Raw genomic sequence first — 22,914 nt, forward strand, 5'->3', positions numbered from 1 at the left:
TAACTAAAAGCAAAAAACCGGCTGCCTCATGGCAGCCGGAACATATACAAATCTGGTTGAAACTTATCTCTTATTCTTCAGGAAATCCGGAATATTAATCTGCATCTCCTTATTGGTAGCCGGTCTGAAAGGCTGGCTTGGAGCAGGGGTAGGATTCTGGCCGGCATTCTGGCTGCCGCCTGCGGAATATCCCTGGTTCGGGTTATACTTGGGCGCTGTGTATCCCTGGCTACCTCCGGCCGGATTATAGCCGTGGGTCGAATATCCCTGGGATGCCGGTCTGCTGGTATAAGGTGCAGACGCTGTTGCTGCTGCCTCAGGTGCTGCCGCATGTGCCTGCTGTCCGGCGGGCGCTCCTGCTGCCGGTACCTTTGTCTTAAAACTGGTAAAACCAGTCATGGCCTTTGCCACGGAAGCATTGGCTCCATGCTCGTCCAAACCAGTGGCAATAACAGTGATGGTAGCCTCATCCTGAGCGTTCTCATCAAACATGGCGCCGAAGATAATGTTAGCTTCATCACCGGCCAGTTCCTGAACATAGCTGGCAGCCTCATTGGCCTCAATCAGGCTGATATCGCCGGAAATATTGATGATGACATGGCTGGCGCCTTCAATGGTAGTCTCTAACAGAGGACTGGATACAGCCTGCTTAACCGCCTCAATGGCCTTATCATCTCCCTTGGCCTTGCCGATACCGATATGCGCAATGCCCTTGTCAATCATGACGGTCTGGACATCAGCAAAATCCAGGTTAATGAGACCCGGAACATTAATCAGATCCGTAATGCCCTGAACAGCCTGCTGAAGCACCTCATCTGCTTTCTTAAGTGCATCCGGCATGGTGGTACGCCTGTCCACAATCTCAAGAAGCCTGTCATTGGGAATCACAATTAAGGTATCGACACTGTTCTTCAGCTGTTCGATACCTGACAGGGCATTGCTCATACGCGTCTTGGCCTCGAAACGGAAGGGCTTGGTCACCACGCCTACGGTAAGAATCCCCATATCTTTTGCAATCTTGGCTACCACTGGAGCTGCTCCGGTTCCGGTTCCGCCGCCCATGCCGCAGGTGACAAACACCATATCAGCACCCTTTAAGGCCTGTGAAATCTCTTCTGAACTCTCCTCAGCAGCTTTCTCTCCCACCTCAGGCCTGGCACCTGCTCCCAGTCCCTTGGTCAGCTTCTCTCCAATCTGCATGGCAGTGGGGGCTTTACAAAACTGAAGGGCCTGTTTATCAGTGTTAATGCCAATAAACTCCACCCCTGCAATGTTTTCGTCAATCATGCGGTTAACTGCATTATTTCCTGCGCCGCCCACACCTACGACTATAATCCTGGCGGCATTCTCTGACTCATTTATCTTAATCTCTAACAAGATCCATATCCTCCTTTTATTCCCTTACTACCATTTCAAGCCATGCTTTCATTCTATCATCAATGTCAATTTCTCATCAATTTCTGGTCTAACTAATACTATATTTGATTTCACAAAAAATATCAACACCTTTTTTTACATTTCCTAATATTTTTAGAAACACTCATTGACATTGTACCAAATTCCAGCTTACTTTACAACACCTGATTCATGCCACTATTTTCTAAGATGCAGATAACCGCCCTAAAAAGGAAAAACCTGACTGGCGGAGGACTATTTTTTGACTTTCTTCCTTAATTAATAGCAGCCCTCTGTCTGCCAATATATGTTTCATGCGGAAAAAAGCAAATACAGGGGATGGACAGCTCCTAAACAGACAGCCGTCCATCCCCTGTTTTAAACTTAATATACGTTATCCTGTGAATTTAAACCTGAAGCCTTCAGCATATCCTCAACTCACCACATTGACTGGATTTCCTTCCATAAATGCCTTTAAATTGGAGACAGCAATATCCATAAGCCGCTGTCTGGACTCCCTGGGAGCCCATGCAATATGTGGAGTGATAATACTGTTTTTGGCTCCCAGCAGAGGATTATCCTCTCTGATGGGTTCCTCTGACACCACATCCACAGCTGCCCCGCTAACCTTTCCGCTGTCCAGGGCCTGCCGCAAATCCTGCTCCACAATCAAGGGACCTCTGGAGGTATTGATGATTTTCACTCCATCCTTCATTTTGGCAATGGTATCTTTATTGATAATGCCTTCTGTTGACGGAAACAGCGGACAGTGGAGGCTTATGACATCCGACATGGATAAAAGCTCATCCAGGGAAACGTATCTGAAATTTTCCCCTTCCAGCTCTTTCACAGGCCGTTCATCATAAGCTACTATCTTCATTCCTAATGCCTCTGCTATTTTTGCGGTCCTCTGACCGATACGTCCAAAGCCGATGACCCCAAATGTCTTGCCTGCAAGCTCCACCAGGGGATGCTTCCAAAAGCACCAGTCCCTGCTGCGGCTCCACCCGCCGGCCTTCACGCAATCCGAATGTTCTCCAATATGATGGCAAAGCTCCAGCAAAAGCGCCACAGCATACTGGGCAACTGCATCCGTTCCGTAGGAAGGTATATTGGAAACCACTACGTTTGCAGAACGGGCCGCCTTAATATCAATCACATTATAACCGGTTGCCAGCACTCCGATAAACTTCATGTTGGCGCATTTCTCAATGGTTTCACCGGTGATGGGCGTCTTATTGGTATATACGGCCTGTGCATCTGCGATCCTCTCTATCACCTTGTCGCCGGGAGTCCTGTCATACACAGTCAATGTTCCCAGCGCCTCAAGACCCTCCCAGCTTAAATCTCCCGGATTCTCTGTATAACCATCCAATACCACAATCTTCATCCTGTCTCCCCTGTCTTAAAAATCCTCATAGTTCTTATCATGCTCCAGCTGGGCCAGCAATTCCTTTGCCTGCTTTACCGTATACCCCTTATGAATCATATACCGCAGGGCAATAACCAGGGCTGTCACGTCTTCATATTCCCAGACAAATCTTCCCATTGTCACGCCTCCTACCCCGCAGTCCATGGCTTCCCTTGTCATGGTCAGGTAATCATCCAATGTCCTGCATTTGTCGCCTCCCTGAATCACAATCCGGAAAGAGGACGGAACACACGACACCACCCTGGCCATGGAATCCGGGTCACCTGTATACGTTGTTTTCACAATATCCATGCCCAGCTCGCAGGCGCTTCTCACACAGTATGCTATATTCTCCCAGGAGGTCTGCTTGTCCGCCGGAACCGATTCTCCCTTGGGATACACATGACCGATAAGCGGCATTCCCTTTGCCATACACTCCTCGGAAAATCTGCCGATGGCAGCAAACTGTTCTCCCTGGAAATCCCCCAGGGTCATGGCTCCCATGGAAACCGCATCCGCTCCCATCCGCACCGCCTCATCCACTGACCCGAATATAGTGTCCCTGGTAGGCGATACCGGGGAATAGTTTGATACCTTCATCAAAAGGGCCACCTTTCCGGCAAAGGGCCACATGCAGTGTTCCGCGATTCCCTTTGTCATGGTCATGGCATCCGGCCTTCCCATAACGATTTTTTCAATGGTTTCCTGAATGGGCTGTAAGCCCTTCATAGGCGCTATGCCTCTCGAAATTGCATGGTCAACAGTAATTGCCATCATCTTTTTGCTTTCAGGATTGACCAGCCGGCTCATCCTTACCTCTTTTCCTAACATTGCCATAATTATATACTCCTCTCAATTTCTATCATACTAAGATGTCATACCATCGGCAGTACGGTTGCTCCCGCCAATGAAAGTATAAATGCCATGCCTGCAAGGGTTATGGTATTCCATGTATATGTTTTTAAGCCGCCTGTGACACTGGCCCCTGATAGGTTTGTCACCACCCAGAATCCGGAATCATTGACATGACCTATGAAGTTGCCTCCGGCCAGGGCCGCCAGGGCAATATATACCGGATGACAGCCTGCGGACGGAGCCACGGAAGCCATGATGGTCATCGCGGTTATGGAAGCAACGGTTCCTGACCCCTGCGCCACTCTGAACAAGACTCCGATTCCAAATGTCAGGCATAATATAAGCATTGTGGAGGATTGTCCTTCCGTCAGTCCTGCGATGAGAACCTCACCGATATTTGTTGCCTGTATCACGGCCCCAAAAGCCCCGCCTGCTCCTGTTATCAGCAGCACCACGCCTGCCTGCTTCAGGGACTTACTCACTGATTCATTGAGTCCGCTCCATCCCATTCTTTTCAGCAATATGATATAGGCAGCCAACAGGCCCAGAAGGATTGCTATGGTTTTCTGGGAAATAAACTGTATAACCACCGGTGCGTCGCTTCCGGTTACCACTGGCCAGAAGGATCCGATGAGAATCGCCAGTACCGGAAGGCAGATAGGTATGACTGCCGCCCATGGAGACGGCAGATCCACCCGGTGCACAACAGCCGCGTCCATATCCAAAAGACCGGTTTCATCCTTATTGGGATCCCAGAATCCCGGGCGGTCCAGCATCCTGAACCAGACAAACATGGAGAATACAGCTGCGGCCAGGCCCACAATGGTTCCTGCAATAATAATATAAGACAAATCAAAATCAAGTATGGTGGCAGCCGCCAGGGGATTTGGGGTGGGCGGCACAAATGTCTGGGAGCTGACTCCTCCTATGGCAATTGCCCCTGCAAAATATGCCAAAGGCCGTTTCGTTTCCTTCGCCACCGCAATGCCCAGGGGAATCAGAATAACAAACGTTACATCAAAAAAGACGGGGATGGATAACAGAAACGCCGTAAGCCCCAAAGCCCAGGGCGCCTTCTTACCGGGGAACGCCTTTAATATGGATTTTGCCAGGGATTCCGCAGCACCGGAATCCTCCAGTATCTGGCCCATCATGATTCCAAATCCTATGGGAAAGCCGATTCCCGTCATCAGAGATCCAAATCCGCTGTTGATTGATGTAATGGTGTCCATGAAGCCCAGGCTGCAGGATATCCCCATATACAGACTGGCCAGTATCATAGATATAACAGGGTTGATTTTAAACTTCAGGACTAAAAATAATATGATCGCAATTGATATGGCCAAATTCACAGCTAATGTAATCCCACTCATATGATAACCTCCTATTTTGGGCGTACTTTAATAGAAGTACCACCCGTTTCAACTGATACCTTAATTCTCACATTTCAAGTTTTTTTAAGCGCTGTATTCGGAATACAAAAATGGAATTGACAAATCCAGGAAACAGAATTAGTATATAGATGTACGGCTGGATATCCTGTGACTGATATCCTTTAATCCCGGATATATTCTTTTATATTCCTCAAATCTTGTTTCATACTCCTTTACCATTGCAGGATTGGGGATATATGTTTCTTTCGGATGGACCATATGTTGGATGGCTTGTCCGAAATCTTCAAAATAACCGGTCCCTACAGCGCCTGTTATGGCTGCTCCCAGGGATGCTGCCTCCTGGGTTTCTAACACAGTGATGCTGCGGTTGAATATATCTGCCTTTATCTGTAACCATTTAGGCGACTTGGCACCGCCGCCAATCATGCGTATCTCTTCGATTGACTGTCCTGTGCTCTGTTCAATGGCTGAGAGGTTTAATTTCATCTCATAGCCCAGGGAATCTAAAACAGCACGGGTTATATCTTTTTTTGTATGAGTGACTCTTAAGCCGATTACGGCTCCAAGAGATAGCGGATCATTTACCGGTGTACCCGCGCCTTCCAAATGAGGTAATACATATATGTCTGCCGGAGTGTTGGCGCACTCTTTAATAATATATGTATAAATATCACAGTTCTGTTCACCGCATAACTGTGATTCCTCATGACAGAAGGTATTCTTGTACCATTTCAAAAATAATCCCCCGTTTGTATTGATTGCCATGGTAATATAATTGGTTCCGTCCACATGTCTGTAGCAGGGCAGTTTGTTATCCAGCATGGCCCTGTCTATGATAAAGCCAGGCAGAACCGAAACCATTGCGTCCACGGTGCCGCAGGCATCCATCACCATACCCGGCGTAATCACGCCGCTTCCAACTGCGCCGCAGGCCTGATCGTGTCCTCCCAGGACCACCTGGCAGGTCCGGCTCAGGCCAAATCCGGCTCTTATGTCCTCCCTCACCCTTCCTATAGTGGCAGTGGATCTGACTGGTTCCGACAATTTGTCCTTTGATATTCCTGCAATATCTAATACACCGCTGTCCCACTCCGGACGCTCTGAGGACAGCATCATGGTCCTTCCGGCCATGGAATAGTCTATAAACGGGCCTTCTCCTGTCAGCTTAAACACCACATAATCCTGGACGCAGCAGAATTTCCATGCCTGTTCATAGATATCCGGCCTGTTCTCAATAAACCACATGATCTTGTTTACCGTATAAATGGAAGCAAATCCATTGCCGGTGCGCTTGTATATCTCCCACTCATCATGGTGTTCCTTCCAGAATCTGTATTGCCGCAGCGTTCTGTTATCCATTGTAACGATGATGTTATACAGAGGGTTCCCCCTACGGTCTATGGGTACCACTGCCTGTGCCTGGGATGAAACCGCGATTGATGCAATATTCCCATGGCATTGTGCCGACACATCCCGTAATGTCTCGTATACCTTTACCAGATAATTCTCTGGATCCAACTCCGCCAACCCTGTCTGTGGAAGTACCAGATCAATCTCTCTTCTGGAAAAGGCCAGCTGTCTCCCATGTTCGTCAAAAACAGAGGCCTTTACACTGGAAGTCCCCAAATCAATTCCACAAAACATACACTATCCTCCTTAATCTCAGATATTTAACTTTGGTTGTCTTATCACCTCTCTCCATACGTTGACTTCATGTTCCTTTTTTATTCACCTCCTTTATATTTTAGTGGAATCCAATGCCTTCCTCGTCTTAAGTATATTGGCATATGATTCATCGTATCTCTTATAAGATACTCCTATATACAGCATATCAATGATTGTCAGCTCCGCTATTCTGGATGACAATGCATCGCTGTTAAAGGCAGTCTCATTGGAAGATGTATACAGAACAACATCCGCCTTTTCCACAATGGGCGACTTCCCATAATTGGTAATAGCGATTGTCTTTGCCCCGGATTGTTTTGCAATGTCCATGGCCATGAGAATGTCCTTGGATGCCCCGGAATGGGAAACAGCCACCAAGACGTCCCGGGATGTAAGTACAGACGCAGCCATGGCCTGCAGATTACTGTCCGTAAATGCCATGGCCATATAACCAATCTTTAAAAACTTATGCTGCCCGTCCATGGCAACACAGCCGGAACCGCCCACTCCAAAAAACAAAAGGCGCCTGCATCCCAATATCAGATTAACCGCCTCATCTATATTCTCCCTGCTGAGCACGTCGCTTGTATCCCTTAATGACTGGATATTTGAATCAAATATCTTATCCACAATCGTAGGAATGGTATCTCCCTTTGACAATTGGCCGTAAATCTGCTGTCCCGGCTCAATTACGTCCTGGGCAATGCTGATTTTCATGGCCTGGTATCCCTTGTACCCTAATTTCTGTGCATATCTGACTATGGCTGCCTCACTGACCCCGCAAGCCTCCGCCGCATCCGCCACAGACATATGTATGATTTCCTTCCTGTTTATCTCTATGAATTCATAAATCTTCATTTCATTCTTTTTGTTGATGGAAGGCAATATTGATTGCACTCTCAGCTGATAACTCGTATTTGGATTGTCCATTTTCTACCTCCTGGATATTATTATATCGTATTTGAAATATAATTTCAATATATTATATTATTTTTTGAATTTTTATTTTATTTTCACCCCCTGCACCCCCTTGAACCTCTTATATTTTGTACCTTACAGAAAAAAGCACTATTCAGATTATGAATAATGCTTTTTTATAAGCGGATTGAACCGAAGCAAATCACTTCTTTATTACTTCTTTTTAAATGTAATCCCGGCCCCGCTGTTGGACTCCGAATAGTTGTCCAGCTTCATGGTCCCGCTAATTTCCGTAAGCTGGGGCTGGGCCTTAAGAATATCGTTGAGCGTGGAAATCTTTCCGTCAATATCCGTGTGATCTCCCATGGTAACCTCCATCTTTCCGATGAACAGGGTAGCCTGTCCGTGGGAATCATACTGGATGCGGTCCACGGCAATATCATAGACTGACAGCTGCTGTGTCAGGTTCAGTATCTCCTCAAAAATGTTCTTATCATCCACGGGAAGGGGGCGGTGCAGCACGATTCTGCCGAATTCCATGCCTGTAATCCACGGGACGCCGGGCAGCTGGCTTCCCGAACTCTCCACCACAATGCCGTCCTTGTCAAAATACATGAAGCTGCTCATGTAGGACACATATCCCACAATGCTCTTCTCATATATAATCACTTCTACGTCAAGCGGATTGTGGAAAACCACTTTATAATCCTCCACAAAGGGAATCTGGATGTGGGGACGGAACTTGTCCGAAAAATAAGCGTGGGCTGAATTCTTCCCCCATCTGCCGGTGAACAGAAGCTCTTCCACCTGTTTGGCGGAATACCTGTCGCTTCCCGTCACCGTCACATGCTGAATCTGTACAGACAAAAGCAGGATTGCCAGCAGCAGTACCACTGCCACGGCAATACCTGCCCCTATATGATGTTTACTGCCATAATTTCTCATACTGTACCTCACCTGGTAAAATCATTCTTCCCTGCCATAAATCCGCTCCCGTCTGCGGGAACTTTTTCCGGCCGTCAGGAGTCCTTCCCCACCCAGCGGATATGGGCGCCCAAAGCTGCCATGTCCCTGCATATGTCCTCGTACCCCCGCTCAATGTGATGGCATTCCCCGATGAATGTATCCCCCTCCGCGGCCAGGGCCGCCACCATCAGGGCTGCCCCGCCTCTTAAGTCGCAGGCATTGACAGCAGCTCCCTTCAGGGGATAATGCCCCTCAATCACAGCTCTCTGGTCCTCCGTGCGTATGACGGCACCCATCTGCTCCAGGATTTTTGCCGTTGCAAATCTTCCCTCAAAGACCTGTTCCTCGATATAACTGGTTCCCTGGGCAGTTGCCAGAAATGCCATGAAGGGCGACTGCAAATCCGTGGGAAAACCGGGATACGGCTCTGTTTTAATAAGAAGGGGAAGGGGACGTTTTCCCATGCATATCCGAATCTGGCGGTTTTTTTCATCGGCATCCACCGCCGCGCCGGCCTTTTGGAATTCCTCCAAAGGCACCTTAAGGTCAGACGGGCAAATGCCACGCAAAAGGGCCTCTCCTCCAGCCGCCACAACGGCAGCCCCGTAGGTACCGGCCACTATCCGGTCTCCCTCCACCCGGAAGCTGCTGTCATGAAGCCCGGCCACTCCCTGTACCATCAGATGGTCGGTTCCCATGCCGCAGATAACAGCCCCCATATTATTAAGGAAGCGGCACATCTGGCTGATTTCCGGTTCCCTGGCAGCCTGGTGGATGATGGTCACCCCGTCTGCCAGGACAGATGCCAGTATGGCCTGTTCCGTGGCCCCCACGCTTGGATAGGACAGATGGATTTCCGTGCCCTTAAGTCCGCCGTTCTTCCTGCAGCTGGCCTCTATGGTCCCATCCCGTTCCCTGATATCGGCTCCCAGGGCCCTCAGCGCCATCAGGTGCAGGTCAATGGGCCTGGCTCCTATGAGACATCCGCCCGGATAACAGCAGCTGCCCTCTCCCATGCGGCCCAGCAGGGCGCTTAACACCACGATGGAGGAACGCATGGCCGTGACATACTCCTCAGGGATGGATGTCCCTGTGACGCTGCGGGCATCCATCACAAGACAGTCCCCCTTGTGGCAGCACCGGCAGCCCAGGCTTTCCAGTATGTCCAGCATACAGGCCACGTCCCGTATGACCGGGACATTGGTCAGCACCGTAACCCCTCTGTGAAGTAAAGCCGCAGCCATCATGGGCAGTACGGCGTTTTTAGAACCTTGTATGGATATCTCTCCCTTTAAGGGAGTAAGACCACAAACCTGAATGACAGACAATGGGGCACCTCCTGGTATCTATGCCTTCCGTAGAAAACACCTTCTACTTAAAGCATATGCCGGGACGTGCCCGCTTGTGCGGTATTCCTGCTGTTACTTTTCAAGTTTTATCTGATTGGACACGCTTAGGACGATTCCCATTTCCATCAAGAGGAACAGCACCGACGTTCCCCCGTAACTGATAAAGGGAAGGGTGATTCCCGTGTTGGGAATGGTATTGGTCACAACCGCTATGTTCAGGATAACCTGAATGGCAATGTGTCCCATGACGCCCACCACCAGCAGGGCCCCGAACAAATCAGGGGCATTATTGGCTATAATCATGAACCTGTATATCATGAACAGAAATATGAGGATAATGGACACGGCCCCAAACAGCCCCAGCTCCTCACATATTATGGCAAATATCATATCGTTCTGGGACTCGGGCAAAAAACCCAGCTTCTGTATGCTCTCTCCCAGCCCCTGGCCCACCAGTCCGCCGGAACCAATGGCGTAGAGTCCCTGGAGAACCTGGAATCCCTTGTCCGTAGGGTCGGACTCCGGATTCAGCCATGCCTCGATTCGCCGGTACTGATAAGGCTGGAGCAGTCCCACCGTTGTCAGGAACTTGCCTATGGGCCCGGCAAAGGCCAGGGTGGTAAGTCCCAGGGCCCCGATGGAGAAAAAGGGCCACTTCACCTTACATGACACGAACAGCATGACAAACGCGATTCCGCAGACAATGATGCCGGAGCTTAAGTTGTTCATGGCCACCAATCCCGCTATGGGAAGGGTCAGGGCCACAACATATCCCATATTTTTCCATTTATTAATTTTCATGCCCATAGTGGTTATCACCGCGGCCAGAAGCACAATCAGGGCTATCTTGACGAACTCCGTGGGCTGGAAGCTCAAAGGCCCCACTCCCAGCCAGCGCTTCTTGCCGTTGACCTCGCGGCCAACCAGGCTCACCGCAATCATAAGTATGTATGACATGAGATAGGCAAACACGGAGAACCGGGCAAATATGTGATAATCTATCTTGGAAATGATGAGCATGGCCACCAGTCCCACTGCCGCGATTCCCGCCTGCCTCTGCATAAAATATGCACCGTTTCCGTTATATGCCTTGCTCAGCTGCGCTGAATAGGAGCTGGCGCTGTAAATCATTACCAGCCCGAAAGCTGTCAGGAAAATGATGCAGAACAAAAGGCTGTAATCATAAAAACGCTTGGCCTTCTTCTTTTTCTTTGGCATCTGCTGCTCCATACGCTCCCCGCTCCCGGCCGGACGTCTCATCTGGCCGGAGGGTCCGGCTGCCGTCTGCACCTTTCCCGCCATACGCATTTACCTCCTACAAAGCCATGACGCACTCCTTAAAGACGCGTCCCCGCTCTTCATAATTTTTAAACATACCCCAGCTGGCACAGGCGGGGCTTAACAGCACATAATCTCCGATGTCCGCATATACGGCGCATACCTGCACTGCCTCCTGCATATCTTCTGCGTACATGATTTCAGTAAAACCATGCTTCTTTGCGCACTCCGCAATCTTATCCCTGGTCTGTCCTATGAGCACCAGATATCTCACCTTGCCCTCAAACTCGGATACCCACTCATCGTATTCGCTGTTTTTATCATAGCCGCCCGCAATGAGAAGGGTGGGGCCCGGCATGGCTCTGAGAGCCTGGATGGCTGCATCCGGATTAGTACCCTTGGAATCGTTATAATATCTGACTCCGGTGCGTTCCCTTACGAACTCGATTCTGTGCTCCACCGGATGGAACCCCTCAATGACCCTTGTAATATCAGACATGGGAACTCCCATCTCCAGGGCAATGGCTGCTGCCGCCATGGCGTTCTCATAATTATGCCGACCCAGAAGCTGCATGTCATGAACATTGACCACAACGGTCTGACGGCCGTTCTGGCAGTACACGATGTTATCCCCGTCCATGCAGAAACCGTCCTTTAACATTTCCCTGCTGGAGAACCAGATAACCCTGGGCTTAAGCTCCGGATTCTGGCCAAACTCCCTGAGGACAGGATCGTCGTAGTTGAGCACCACCGCATCCTCCTTTGTCTGGTTCAGGGTAACGCACTCCTTGATGCGGATATAGTTTTCCATGGTGCCGTGGCGGTTCAGATGGTCCGGGGTTATGTTTAAAATAGCGCTGACATTGGGCCTGAAATCCATGATGGTCTCCAGCTGGAAGCTGGACACCTCTGCAACGGTCACGGAATCCTCAGTCATCTCCAGAACCTTGGAGGTATATGGATCCCCAATATTTCCCACCACAAATGCCTCCTCATAGCGGGCCTTTAATATCTCCCCTGTGAGGGCTGTGGTGGTAGTCTTTCCATTGGTTCCCGTGATGGCGGCCAGCTTCCCCAGGCCGCACTGGTAGGCCAGCTCAATCTCTCCTAAAATAGGAATCTTGGCATCGTCCACAACGGCCACAAAAGGACTGTCAAGGGGTATACCGGGACTGATAATGCACAGCTCCACTCCCAGCAGGTCGGAACGCTTGATTTCCCCCAGCACCACGGTCACCTTTGCATCCCTGTCAAATTTCTCTTTGATATCTTCTTCCTTTAAGGCGGCATTGCCGTCATAAAGCACCACATCTCCGCCCCGTTCCAGAACCAGCTTTGCAGCAGCAATACCGCTGATTCCCGTTCCAGCCACTAAAACTCTCTGACTTTGGTTCATTTGTCAACTAACCTCCTCGTTATGAGCATTTAGAGACCGTATTTTGGTCTCTTACGTGCGATACATTCCGCTGCACTTAGCGAGGTCTTTTCGAGCTTAGTGCAGCGGTTCGTTATGAGCACTTAGAGACCGTCCTTTGGTCTCTTACGTGCGATACTGATATCTACAGCCCCAGATAAGCCACCATGCAGAGGATGGCGGTCACGATGGCGAATACAGCCACCACCCTTGTCTCCGACCATCCGCACAGCTCAAAATGGTGGTGGATGGGCGCCATTTTAAAAATACGCTTGCCGCCGGTGCGCTTAAAATAGGTTACCTGGATAATGACGGACAGTACCTCAACTAAATAGATAAGCCCTATGACAGGAATAAACAGGGGCATGCGCATCATATAACAGGAGGCTGCCACAAAACCGCCCAGGGCCAGGGAGCCTGTATCCCCCATGAACACCTTGGCCGGATATACATTGAACAGCAAAAATCCCAGCAGGCTTCCCACCACTGCTCCGGTTATGGGGCTGATGCCCATGTCCTCACCGATGGCCACAATGGTAAGAAAGGTGGCAACCAGTATGGTAACGCTTGTACAGAGACCGTCCAAACCATCGGTAAAATTCACCCCGTTATCCGTTCCCAGCATAATGAAGAACAGCGCGGGTACAAAGAAGATTCCCAGGGACAGGAAACTGCCTCCGTCAAAACCTCCCGTAAAAGGAATCAGCATATCCGTTCCCACCTCCCCGCTGTTAAGCAGGTACCAGGCGAAGATGCCTGTGATGATGAACTGGCCCACTAACTTCTGCATGGGCTTCAGCCCCTCGGAACGCTTCATCACAATCTTGATATAATCATCCAAAAAACCAATAATGCCAAATCCTACCGTGACAAACAGCACGGGAATGATTTTAGGATAGCTGGGAATATAAAAGACAGATGTAATGATGATGCTGCTGAGTATAATCAGGCCGCCCATGGTAGGCGTTCCCTGCTTTTTCAGATGGCTCTCCGGTCCGTCGTCCCTGACCTGCTGCCCGAATTTAAGCTTGTGCAGGAAAGGGATGATAATGGGGCAAAGCAATGCGCTGATGGCAAATGCAATGATAATAGCTAGTATGGTTTCATGAATCATAAAGGCACCTCAATCTCATATGTATGTCTTATTTGGTAATTAGTATACGTCTTTTTCCGGGAATAATCAACTATGGATTGGAAAGGTGTACAGCAGTTTCTTCCTGTACTGCCTCAATTCCCAGATAAGGAAGTATATTCTTAAATAAATCTCCGACCACCGGGGCAGCTATGGTTCCGCCGTAATAAATCCCCTCCGGCTCATCAATGGTAATGAGGGCCATAACCTGCGGATTGTCAGCCGGTGCAAAGCCGATAAACGATGAAATATATTTTTTAAGGCTTCGCGGAAGCTTCTCCGACGTGGCTGTCTTGCCGCCGATGCGGTATCCCTCTAACTTTGCCTTTTTGCCGCTTCCCTCCGATACCACCTGCTCCAGCACATACCGCATGGTGGCGCTGGTCTCCTCCGACAGAATTCTTCCCCCGGAAGGATAATCCAGCTTGTGGACCGATGTACCGTCGGCGCTGACGGTCTCCACGCCAAAATGAGGGGTCACCCGGTTTCCTCCATTGACAATGGAAGCTGCCGTGGTGATAAGCTGAACCGGTGTAATCTGGAAGGACTGGCCAAAGGAAACCGTGGCCAGCTCCACCAGTCCCATGTTCTCTTTTTTGTGCATGATGGTGGCTGCCTCGCCGGGCAGGTCGATCCCCGTCTTTCCCTTCAGTCCGAACTGGGTAAAATACTTGTAATAGCCATCCACGCCCAGGCGCTGCCCCACGTCAATGAACACCGGGTTGCAGGAATTCATGGCGCCCTGCAAAAAGGTTTCGGCCCCGTGTCCCCCCACTTTATGGCACCTTATCTTCCGGTCCTCCACCACCCTGAATCCGGGACAGGAAAACTGGTCTGTCAGCTTCACCACACCTGACTCCAGGCCGGCTGCCGCTGTGATGATTTTGAAGGTGGAACCAGGCTCATAGGTATCATTGATGCAGGTATTCCTCCACATCTGGTTTAACAACTCCTGTTTGCCCGCCCCTGTGGCCCCCTGGTTGGCGGCAGCCATCTCCTGGAGACTCTGGCTTCGCAGGTTCTGGTTCAGGGTGAAAGGGTCGTTCAGATTAAATTCAGGAACATTGACCATGGCCATCAGCTCCCCGTTCTGGGGATTCATGACAATGATGGATACCTTCTTGGCATTTTTCTTCTCCAGCACCTGGTAAGCCAGCTGCTCCGCATATTTCTGTATATTCACATCCAGGCTGATGTGAAGATCATTGCCCGGTATGGGTTCAATCCTGTCCTCTGCGGCATTCTCTATCTCCACGCCCTTTGCATCGGACATGGTGAGTATCTTTCCGTTCATTCCTTTCAGATATTTCTCGTATTTTACTTCCAGGCCGATGATGCCCTGGTTGTCTCCCCCGGTAAATCCCAGGACCTTGGATGCCAGGCTGTCGTAGGGATAATACCGTTTGTAGTCCTCATCCACCTTGACCCCTGCCAGCCGGTAGGAACGTATCTGGTCCCCCAGCTCTTTGTCCACATTGGTCTTGATGATTTCCCTGGAACTGCGCTTCTCCACCCGTTTTCTCACCAGCTCCTCATCCAGATCCAGTTCATCGCACAGTACCCGTATGACCTGCTCCCGGTCCTTTACCTGATTGTATATGACGGAAATGGTACAAACTGTCCTGTTATCAGCGATGACGACCCCGTTGGCGTCAATGATACGCCCCCTGGCCGCCTTAATGGTACGCTCCCTCTGGTGCAGGTCCTCGGCCATGGCGCTGTAATGCTCTGAACAGAACAGCATGAGATAACCAAGCCGCCCTGACAGGCTCACCATGACGATGGCTATGAGCAGTGCCAGGACGGCTATATTCTTTCTGTGTTTCGTTAAATTAGAATACATGAGCAGCTCCGGTGTCCATCATTGTTAATAATATATTGGAGCCCGTCACATTTTATGAATCTTTCTCCTGATTACTCAGATGGCTTGGCCGTCTCCCCTGCTGAGGAGGGTTCTGTTGCCTGGGTGCTTTCCCCGGCAGGACCTGCCTGAGTGCTGCTTTCATTGGATTGGCGGGGCGGCGCCTTCACCGGAAGGGACGAGGGGCCTGTCCCTTCTCCGTTTCCGTCCCCAGCCACAGTGGGCACTGCGTCCGGCACACCGCTGCCCGCGCCTTCTCCTTCCTCTCCGCCCGGCATGTATTCATCTGTCTCATACTGCTTCTCTGTCTCAGCCGGAGTCTCCTCTGTTCCCTCTGCGCCCTCTGTCTCAGATACCGGCTCATTAATGCCCTCTGAGGATGGCAGGCTTTCCTGGATTGCCTCACTTTCAGGAAGGTCCTTGGTGGGGAATATATTCAGATAAGGAAGTATTTCTGTCATGATTTTGGAGAAAACAGCGCTTGCATAGGAGCTGTGGGCCTGCTGCTCTCCCGGCGGATAATTGGGCGTGTCAATGACCACGTACACAAATACCTGCGGATCCTCAATGGGCGCAAATCCGGCAAAGGACACCAGATAATTCTTAGCGCTTCGGGGCTGCTTCTCAGCCGTACCCGTCTTGCCGCCCACATCATAGCCAATGACCTGGGCCGCCTTTCCCGTACCTGTCTCAACGGTCTGGAACATGGCCTCCTTCAGGAAATCAGAGGTGGACTGGGATACAGTCTCCCGCACCAGCACAGGCTCCTTTTTCTCCACCACGGACCCCTGCTCATTGAGAATCTGCTTCACCACATGGGGTTCATAGTAGGAACCCCCGTTCAGAACAGAGCAGAACGCCGCGGACAGCTGCACCATGGTACAGTTGTAGTTCTGTCCAAAGGCATTGGTGGCCAGGTCCGTAGGCCCGATGTCGTCCGCGCTGTAAACCAGACCGCTGGTGTCTGCCTCCCCGGGAAGGTCAATCCCCGTCTTGTCGCCAAACCCAAAGATGCCCTGATATTTGGTAAATCGCTCTCTTCCTATCATGGCTCCAATGCGCATCATGGCCACATTGCAGGACTGCATCAGTGATTCCTGGAGGTTCAGCCACCCGTGGCCGCCCCTGCGCCAGGCCGTACATTTGATGTTATAATCTCCCACATGGAGGTAACCGGTACACTCAAAGCTTTCATTTCCTTTAAGCACCCCTTCCTCCAGTCCGGTGGCCACGGTAAAAATCTTGGAAGGCGATCCCGGTTCATAGGTATCGCTGACGCAGAAATTCCTCCATATCTGGTTCCACGCCACCTGCTGTCCGTAGGAGATCACATCTTCCCTGGAAAAATGCTCCGTCACCTGGTCCTCGGTAATGACTGCACCGTCATTTTCCCGCCGGTACACAGCCGCTGCCTCCTTTTTCCCCAGGTCAAACAGCTCCTGCTCCGTATAGCCGGATACATCCCTGGGATTATTCAGGTCGAATTTATTGCTGGTTCCCATAGCCAGGATTTCCCCGTTGTTGGGATTCATGACAATGGCCGCCGTCACCTTGCTTCCCACATTGGTCTGCCACTCGTCAATATATTTCTGTACAATGTTCTGGATGTTCACATCAATGGTTGAAACCACCGTATTGCCGTTGGAAGCCGGTTTCACCACGCCCTCCAAATTGGAATCCTGGTCCAGGTATCCATATTCGCGTCCGTTGACCCCGATCAGGCTGCTGTTGTAATACTGCTCAATGCCTCCGGTGCCCACGCTTCCGTCACTGCTGGTAAAGCCTATGACATTGCAGGCCAGGGAATTGTAGGGATATATACGCTTATACTCATCCTCAAACCAGATGCCCTTAACCCGCTTCTTGGCCTCCGCGTCATTATCGCTCTTGCGGTAGGCTTCATTTGTCTCTTTGGCCATCTGTTCAAATGCCACCCTCTGGTCATAGGTGAGCTGGCGTCCCTTATTATATCTGAGATAGGCTGACTCCTTCCGCTCCTCAATCAGGGTCCGCAGCTCCCCGGCATCAAAACCAAAATTGGTCACCAGGGCCTGAATGGTTGGCTCCAGATAATTTTCCGGATCCGACATGATCTGTCCCGGATCAATAATCAGGTTATACACCTTCTCGCTGGTAGCCAGATAGGTGCCGTTCCTGTCCACAATATCTCCCCTCCGGTATGGGATGACACGGCTGTCATACTCCTGCTGGCGCTGGGAGAGCACGATTTTATTGTACTGCTCGTTGTTGTCCTTTATGATCCGGTACAAAATCATGACTAATGCAAATAAAGCCAGCGTAATCACCAGGACGGTGATTGCCAGCTTCTCTTGTATATACTTGGGATAATAATACTTTCCCCGTTGATTGTTCCGTTGTTCATTTCTGTATTGTTCCTGATCCCTGGGGCCGTTCCCGCTGCCGCTGCTGCCTTTCCCCATACGGCCCCCGGATTTAGTGTTCCGGGATGTCTTCATACTGTCTTACATACTCACTTTCTGTCTTGTCATATAACAGCACCTGGTCCTTTTTGGCATACACCATTCCCAACTCCTTGGTGGCAATCTCATATATCTTGTTGAGGTCGATGCTGGTATTGATGCTGGTCTCCAGAGCGTCGTTCTCCGCCCTGAGCTGTTCCAGCTCTGCCTCCATCTGCTCAATATGGTGCATCCTGGCCGTGATGGAGGACTGCACATGGAGGTAGTTGATACAGAGGTATAAGGTAAACACAGACGCAATGGTAAGCATGATGACATATGGAAGGTCCATATACATGGCACGCTCCTGATTGCGGCGGATCCGGTGATTACTCCGGACCGACTGGCTGCCTGATGGTTTCCCCGGCCTGGTCTCCTGCTTTGGAGCAGTCTGGGGCCTTAGCTTTGGTGCGGCAGAACCCTGTACATAATCATTGCCGTACACGGGTCTGGTATTTCTATGTGTATTCCTGCGTCCTGACGACGCCTGCGCCCTTGCAGCCATAACCTTATCCTCCCTTCTATCTGAATCCGGCAGCGGACACCGGCATGGGCCGGTCTTTTCTGCTGCCTGCTGTCTTTCGTATTTTCATAACCGGAAAAAGGTCTTGTCCTCTTACTAAGACTGTCCCCGCTCAAAGACGCGCAGCTTTGCGCTTTTAGAACGGCTGTTTTCCTCCAGTTCTTCTTCTGACGGCAATATGGGTTTTCTGGATACCACCTTCCCCTTGCTTTTCCGGCCGCACACGCAGACAGGAAAATCATGAGGACAGATGCAGGGATTCTCATTTAACCGGAAACGGCTCTTTACAATCCTGTCTTCCAGTGAATGGAAGGTAATGATACTGAGGCGGCCTCCCGGATTCAGAAGGTCTATCATGGTATCAATGGACTGTTCCAAAACCTCCAGCTCATGGTTGCATTCAATGCGGATAGCCTGAAAGGTCCGTTTGGCCGGATGGCCTCCCGTTGCCCTTACCCTGGCCGGAATGGCCCCCTTTATGATCTCCGCCAGCTCCCCGGTGGTCTCTATGGGGTGTTCCCCTCTTGCCCTTACAATGTGCTTTGCTATATTCTTTGCAAAATTATCCTCCCCGTAATCCCGGATAATCCTGTACAGCTCCATCTCGCTGTAGGTATTAATGATATGGGCGGCCGTGACATCGTTCCTCTGGTCCATTCTCATGTCAAGAGGCGCGTCCTCACGGTAGGTAAATCCTCTGGAAGCCGTATCCAGCTGATAGGAGGATACTCCCAGGTCCAGATAAATCCCGTCCACTCCCTCAATTTCCAACTCCTTCAGTACTTCCTTAATATTGGCATAATTGCTTCTGACAATGGTCACCTTGTCCTGAAACGGCAGAAGCCTTTTCCCGGCCGCCTCGATGGCGTCCGCATCCTGGTCTATGCCAATCAGTTTTCCGCTGCCCAAACGCTTACACACCTCATAGGCATGTCCGCCGCCGCCCAGGGTGCCGTCCACATACAAGCCTCCAGGCTTGATATTCAGACTTCCCACTGTCTCATATAAAAGTACGGACTTATGTACAAATGTTGATTCCTCCATTAAATTCCCAAACCTTCCATATGTTCTGCAATCTCTTCCATATCATCAAAGGTGTTTGCATCCAGCCATTTATCCTTACTCCATATTTCAATGCGGCTGCCCACACCTACCAGTACTGCATCCTTCTCGATTCCGGCAAACTCACGAAGCACGGCCGGAAGGAGAATCCTTCCCTGCTTGTCTACTTCACAGGTGGTAGCTCCTGCTAAGAGGAAACGTGAAAACTTACGTCCGGCCGCATTGGTCAGAGGCAGTGTGCGAAGCTTTTCTTCCAGGGCGGCCCATTCTGAATTCTCATACACAAAAAGGCAGTTATCAAGGCCCTTCGTAACAACGAATTCATCGCCTAACTGCTCTCTGAATTTGGAAGGTACGATAAGCCGTCCCTTCGCATCGACTGTATGATTGTACTCACCCATGAACATAACTTATCACCTGCCGTACACCGGAGCGGTAGTGGACTATTGTGGGAGACATCCGAAATCCCCCACTTCATCCACTTAACAACCATCTTCTACCACTTTGCACCACTTTCTACCACTTGTATGTCCATCATAGTACAGATTTTGGGAAATGGCAAGAAGTTTTTACGGAAATCTTATAAAAAAATTGCGAAAAAATAAGGCAGCTGCGGGCTTTTCCGCAACTGCCTCTATATGTGGGACGAGTCCCGCAACAGACACAAAATATTGATTTTTTCAGTCTTTAATGCCCCTGGTGGGGGACAATCCCATGATTTCTCCCACCACTTTCCTGCCGTTTACCCAAAAGTGGGGGCAGGCAGATGCCGGGAATGATTTTCAGGCACACTCTAGGCGGATTCCTCCACTTTGTCCCCCTTTTTCGGGTGACGATGGCGGTAAATAATCACTGCCGCCGACACGCCCACCAGCGCAGCCGATAAAAGCTGGGACACGGCGAACCCCGTTCCCGGAATCTTTAGCTGATCCGTCCTCAGTCCTTCAATCCAAACCCTTCCCAGTCCGTATCCAAGGAAATACACCCACAGCATCTCTCCTTCAAACTTCTTGCGCTTCCTGTACCACAGCATGAACACCAGCACGCCCAGGTTCCAAAGTGATTCATACAGGAAGGTGGGATGCACCTGGATATAGGCAATGCCATTTTCCACAATCTCATTGTCCACAAGCTGCTGGGATATCATGGCAGGATTCACCAGGCTTTTCCGGATTCGCATGGCAAACAGGTTGTCCGTATACCCGCCAAAGGCTTCGCAGTTGAAGAAATTCCCCCACCTGCCGATCATCTGTCCTGTAATCAGACCCAGGACACCGCTGTCAGCCATGGAGAAAAAGGACAGCTTTCGTTTCTTCGTAAATACGATGAGAGTCAGGGCCGCCGCAATGACACCCCCGTAAATAGCCAGTCCACCTGCCCTGAGGTTAAATATCTGCAGCAAATCATCCTTATAATTTGCCCAGTCGAAAATAACATAGTAGGCCCTGGCCCCCATAATGGAAAATATAATGGCGTAAAGCGCAAAATCCAAATAAATATCCGGGTCCTGCCCTCTTCTCTTAGCGTCTGAACACGCGATGGCCATGCCGGCCAGCATCCCAAGCCCTATAATGATACCGTAAAAGGCAATCCTGAATCCAAACACAGTGATGCTGTTAGGCAGATGCTCTATGGTAATACCCAGATTCACAAAACTCAAATCCGCTCCCGTAACTGCTTCCATAAAGAAAATCTCCTTCCTAAGTGATATACTTTCCCATTTTACCCCGAAGCAGTATAAAAAGCAAGAAGGTATTTACCAGCATTAATCCTACTCAGCCCCCAGCGCAGCCATGGTCACATAGTTATAGGGCTTGTTAAAATGAGGGAGGAAGAACAGATCAAACAGCTTCAGCTTATCTATGGTCACCTGTTCCTCCACTGCCATGGAGAACATGTGGATACCCATGGATACGTCATAATCCGAGCACATCTGGGCTCCCAGTATGATTCTGGATTTCCTGTCATATACAATACGTATCTTCACCTTATGGTTTCCGTTCTCCATAAACTCTGCCTTCTGCCAGTCCTCATAATCCGCTGCCGCAGCGTCGTATCCCATCCGCTTTGCCCTGGCCAGGCTGATTCCCGTGCTGAGCATGTGAAGTCCCCATATACTGATTCCGTTGGATCCCTGAACGCCCACGGATTCCAGAACCTTGCCGCACGCGTTATGGGCCGCGATGATTCCGGAGCGCACCGCGTTGGTAGCCAGGGCAATGTAATCCGCAGCCTGTATGGCATTGTTATAAACCGTAGCGCAGTCCCCCACCGCATACACCCCGGGCACGCTTGTCTCCTGCCTGCGGTCCACCAGAAAGGCCCCATTTCCAAAGGTCCTGAGTCTCCCCTGTCCAAGGGATGTGTTGGGCCTAAATCCAATGCCGAATACCACCATATCCGCCTCATAACATCCCTGGTCCGTCACCACACGTTCCACCCGTCTTTTGCCCTCCAGTCTCACCACCTTCTCCCCAAAAGCCAGCTTCACCCCGTGCTCCTGCAGATTGTGCGCCATCCTGTCAGAAAACTCCCTGTCATAATATCCGGACAGGCATGTATCCGCCAGGTCAATCAAAACCACCTCCCGGCCATTCCTCTTAAACGCCTCAGCCAGCTCCACCCCGATATATCCGGCGCCCACCACAGCCACCTTCTTAACAGAAGTATCCTTAAGCTTCTCAATCACATCCCTGGCATTCTGATACAGCTTCACAAACTGCACATTATCCAGCTCCATCCCCTCAATCTCAGGGCGCAGCGGAACAGACCCGGTGGCCAGAATCAGTTTATCATACTCCTGCACATAACTCTTTCCGTCCTTTCCCCTGGCATACACAGCCTTGCCGTCAAAATCAATTCTTTCAACCTCTGTCTCCATATGAATGACAGCGCCCTTTTCCTCAAAAGCCTCCTTACTGGAATAGAACAGCCCCTCTGGCCCGGAAATCTGTCCGCCAATCCAAAGCGCCATACCGCACCCCAGAAAGCTGATATCAGAGTTCCTGTCAAAAGCCACCACCCGATTTCCCGGAAACTGGTCCAAAATAGTATTCAAAACCGCCGTCCCCCCATGATTCGCCCCGATAACGACAATTGTTTCTTTCATATTCAATAACCTCCTGCTATCCTGAAATTTAAAATCCTGCCTGATTACTAACATACCCAAACACCATACGGTCAATATTACAGAATACACTCATAACTATTA

Annotated in this window: 18 protein-coding genes; all 18 read right to left on the bottom strand. The window is 50.3% G+C overall.

Annotated elements, in window-relative coordinates; genetic code table 11:
• Window positions 1-63: 63 nt before the first annotated feature.
• Complete coding sequence (ftsZ, locus tag LI015_RS22530; RefSeq protein ID WP_002567071.1) at window positions 64-1,377, bottom strand: cell division protein FtsZ; 1,314 nt, start codon at window positions 1,375-1,377, stop codon at window positions 64-66.
• A gap of 451 nt (window positions 1,378-1,828) precedes the next feature.
• On the bottom strand, window positions 1,829-2,785 hold the full coding sequence (locus tag LI015_RS22535) for a D-2-hydroxyacid dehydrogenase (RefSeq protein WP_002567070.1): 957 nt from the start codon (window positions 2,783-2,785) through the stop codon (window positions 1,829-1,831).
• A 15-nt stretch (window positions 2,786-2,800) separates the two neighbouring features.
• Complete coding sequence (locus tag LI015_RS22540) at window positions 2,801-3,643, bottom strand: class I fructose-bisphosphate aldolase (RefSeq protein WP_002567069.1); 843 nt, start codon at window positions 3,641-3,643, stop codon at window positions 2,801-2,803.
• Between the two features lie 38 nt (window positions 3,644-3,681).
• Window positions 3,682-5,034 (bottom strand): GntP family permease, encoded by a 1,353-nt coding sequence (locus LI015_RS22545; RefSeq protein ID WP_227126424.1) that lies wholly within the window; start codon window positions 5,032-5,034, stop codon window positions 3,682-3,684.
• A gap of 138 nt (window positions 5,035-5,172) precedes the next feature.
• On the bottom strand, window positions 5,173-6,699 hold the full coding sequence (locus LI015_RS22550; RefSeq protein WP_227126425.1) for an FGGY-family carbohydrate kinase: 1,527 nt from the start codon (window positions 6,697-6,699) through the stop codon (window positions 5,173-5,175).
• A 93-nt stretch (window positions 6,700-6,792) separates the two neighbouring features.
• Window positions 6,793-7,650, bottom strand: coding sequence for a MurR/RpiR family transcriptional regulator (locus LI015_RS22555; RefSeq protein ID WP_002567066.1), 858 nt, complete (start codon window positions 7,648-7,650; stop codon window positions 6,793-6,795).
• A 201-nt stretch (window positions 7,651-7,851) separates the two neighbouring features.
• Window positions 7,852-8,583 (bottom strand): cell division protein FtsQ/DivIB, encoded by a 732-nt coding sequence (locus LI015_RS22560; protein ID WP_002567065.1) that lies wholly within the window; start codon window positions 8,581-8,583, stop codon window positions 7,852-7,854.
• A gap of 74 nt (window positions 8,584-8,657) precedes the next feature.
• On the bottom strand, window positions 8,658-9,932 hold the full coding sequence (murA, locus tag LI015_RS22565; protein ID WP_002567064.1) for a UDP-N-acetylglucosamine 1-carboxyvinyltransferase: 1,275 nt from the start codon (window positions 9,930-9,932) through the stop codon (window positions 8,658-8,660).
• 93 nt (window positions 9,933-10,025) lie between these two features.
• Window positions 10,026-11,255 carry an FtsW/RodA/SpoVE family cell cycle protein gene (locus LI015_RS22570; RefSeq protein WP_002567063.1) on the bottom strand — a complete coding sequence of 410 codons (1,230 nt, stop codon included), beginning with the start codon at window positions 11,253-11,255 and terminating at the stop codon, window positions 10,026-10,028.
• Between the two features lie 13 nt (window positions 11,256-11,268).
• Window positions 11,269-12,627 carry a UDP-N-acetylmuramoyl-L-alanine--D-glutamate ligase gene (gene murD, locus LI015_RS22575; protein ID WP_118019241.1) on the bottom strand — a complete coding sequence of 453 codons (1,359 nt, stop codon included), beginning with the start codon at window positions 12,625-12,627 and terminating at the stop codon, window positions 11,269-11,271.
• A 163-nt stretch (window positions 12,628-12,790) separates the two neighbouring features.
• A complete protein-coding gene (gene mraY, locus LI015_RS22580; RefSeq protein WP_002567061.1) occupies window positions 12,791-13,759 on the bottom strand; it encodes a phospho-N-acetylmuramoyl-pentapeptide-transferase in 969 nt (322 codons plus the stop codon).
• 70 nt (window positions 13,760-13,829) lie between these two features.
• Window positions 13,830-15,620 (bottom strand): peptidoglycan D,D-transpeptidase FtsI family protein, encoded by a 1,791-nt coding sequence (locus tag LI015_RS22585; protein WP_002567060.1) that lies wholly within the window; start codon window positions 15,618-15,620, stop codon window positions 13,830-13,832.
• Between the two features lie 71 nt (window positions 15,621-15,691).
• The gene (locus tag LI015_RS22590) at window positions 15,692-18,079 is read right to left on the bottom strand and encodes a peptidoglycan D,D-transpeptidase FtsI family protein (protein ID WP_227126426.1); all 2,388 of its coding nucleotides are present in this window, start codon (window positions 18,077-18,079) and stop codon (window positions 15,692-15,694) included.
• Between the two features lie 13 nt (window positions 18,080-18,092).
• Window positions 18,093-18,623, bottom strand: coding sequence for a septum formation initiator family protein (locus LI015_RS22595; protein WP_002567058.1), 531 nt, complete (start codon window positions 18,621-18,623; stop codon window positions 18,093-18,095).
• A gap of 114 nt (window positions 18,624-18,737) precedes the next feature.
• Complete coding sequence (rsmH, locus tag LI015_RS22600; protein WP_002567057.1) at window positions 18,738-19,685, bottom strand: 16S rRNA (cytosine(1402)-N(4))-methyltransferase RsmH; 948 nt, start codon at window positions 19,683-19,685, stop codon at window positions 18,738-18,740.
• Window positions 19,685-20,110 (bottom strand): division/cell wall cluster transcriptional repressor MraZ, encoded by a 426-nt coding sequence (gene mraZ / locus LI015_RS22605; RefSeq protein ID WP_002567056.1) that lies wholly within the window; start codon window positions 20,108-20,110, stop codon window positions 19,685-19,687. The genes rsmH and mraZ overlap by 1 nt, the downstream gene beginning before the upstream one ends.
• Before the next feature lie 386 nt (window positions 20,111-20,496).
• Window positions 20,497-21,387 (bottom strand): prolipoprotein diacylglyceryl transferase, encoded by an 891-nt coding sequence (gene lgt, locus LI015_RS22610; protein ID WP_002567055.1) that lies wholly within the window; start codon window positions 21,385-21,387, stop codon window positions 20,497-20,499.
• An 87-nt stretch (window positions 21,388-21,474) separates the two neighbouring features.
• Window positions 21,475-22,812, bottom strand: a complete 1,338-nt coding sequence (nox, locus tag LI015_RS22615; protein ID WP_002567054.1) for a H2O-forming NADH oxidase — start codon at window positions 22,810-22,812, stop codon at window positions 21,475-21,477.
• Between the last annotated feature and the right edge of the window lie 102 nt (window positions 22,813-22,914).

Source organism: Enterocloster sp. 210928-DFI.2.20 (assembly GCF_020554465.1).
GTDB classification, from domain to species: Bacteria; Bacillota; Clostridia; order Lachnospirales; family Lachnospiraceae; genus Enterocloster; species Enterocloster bolteae.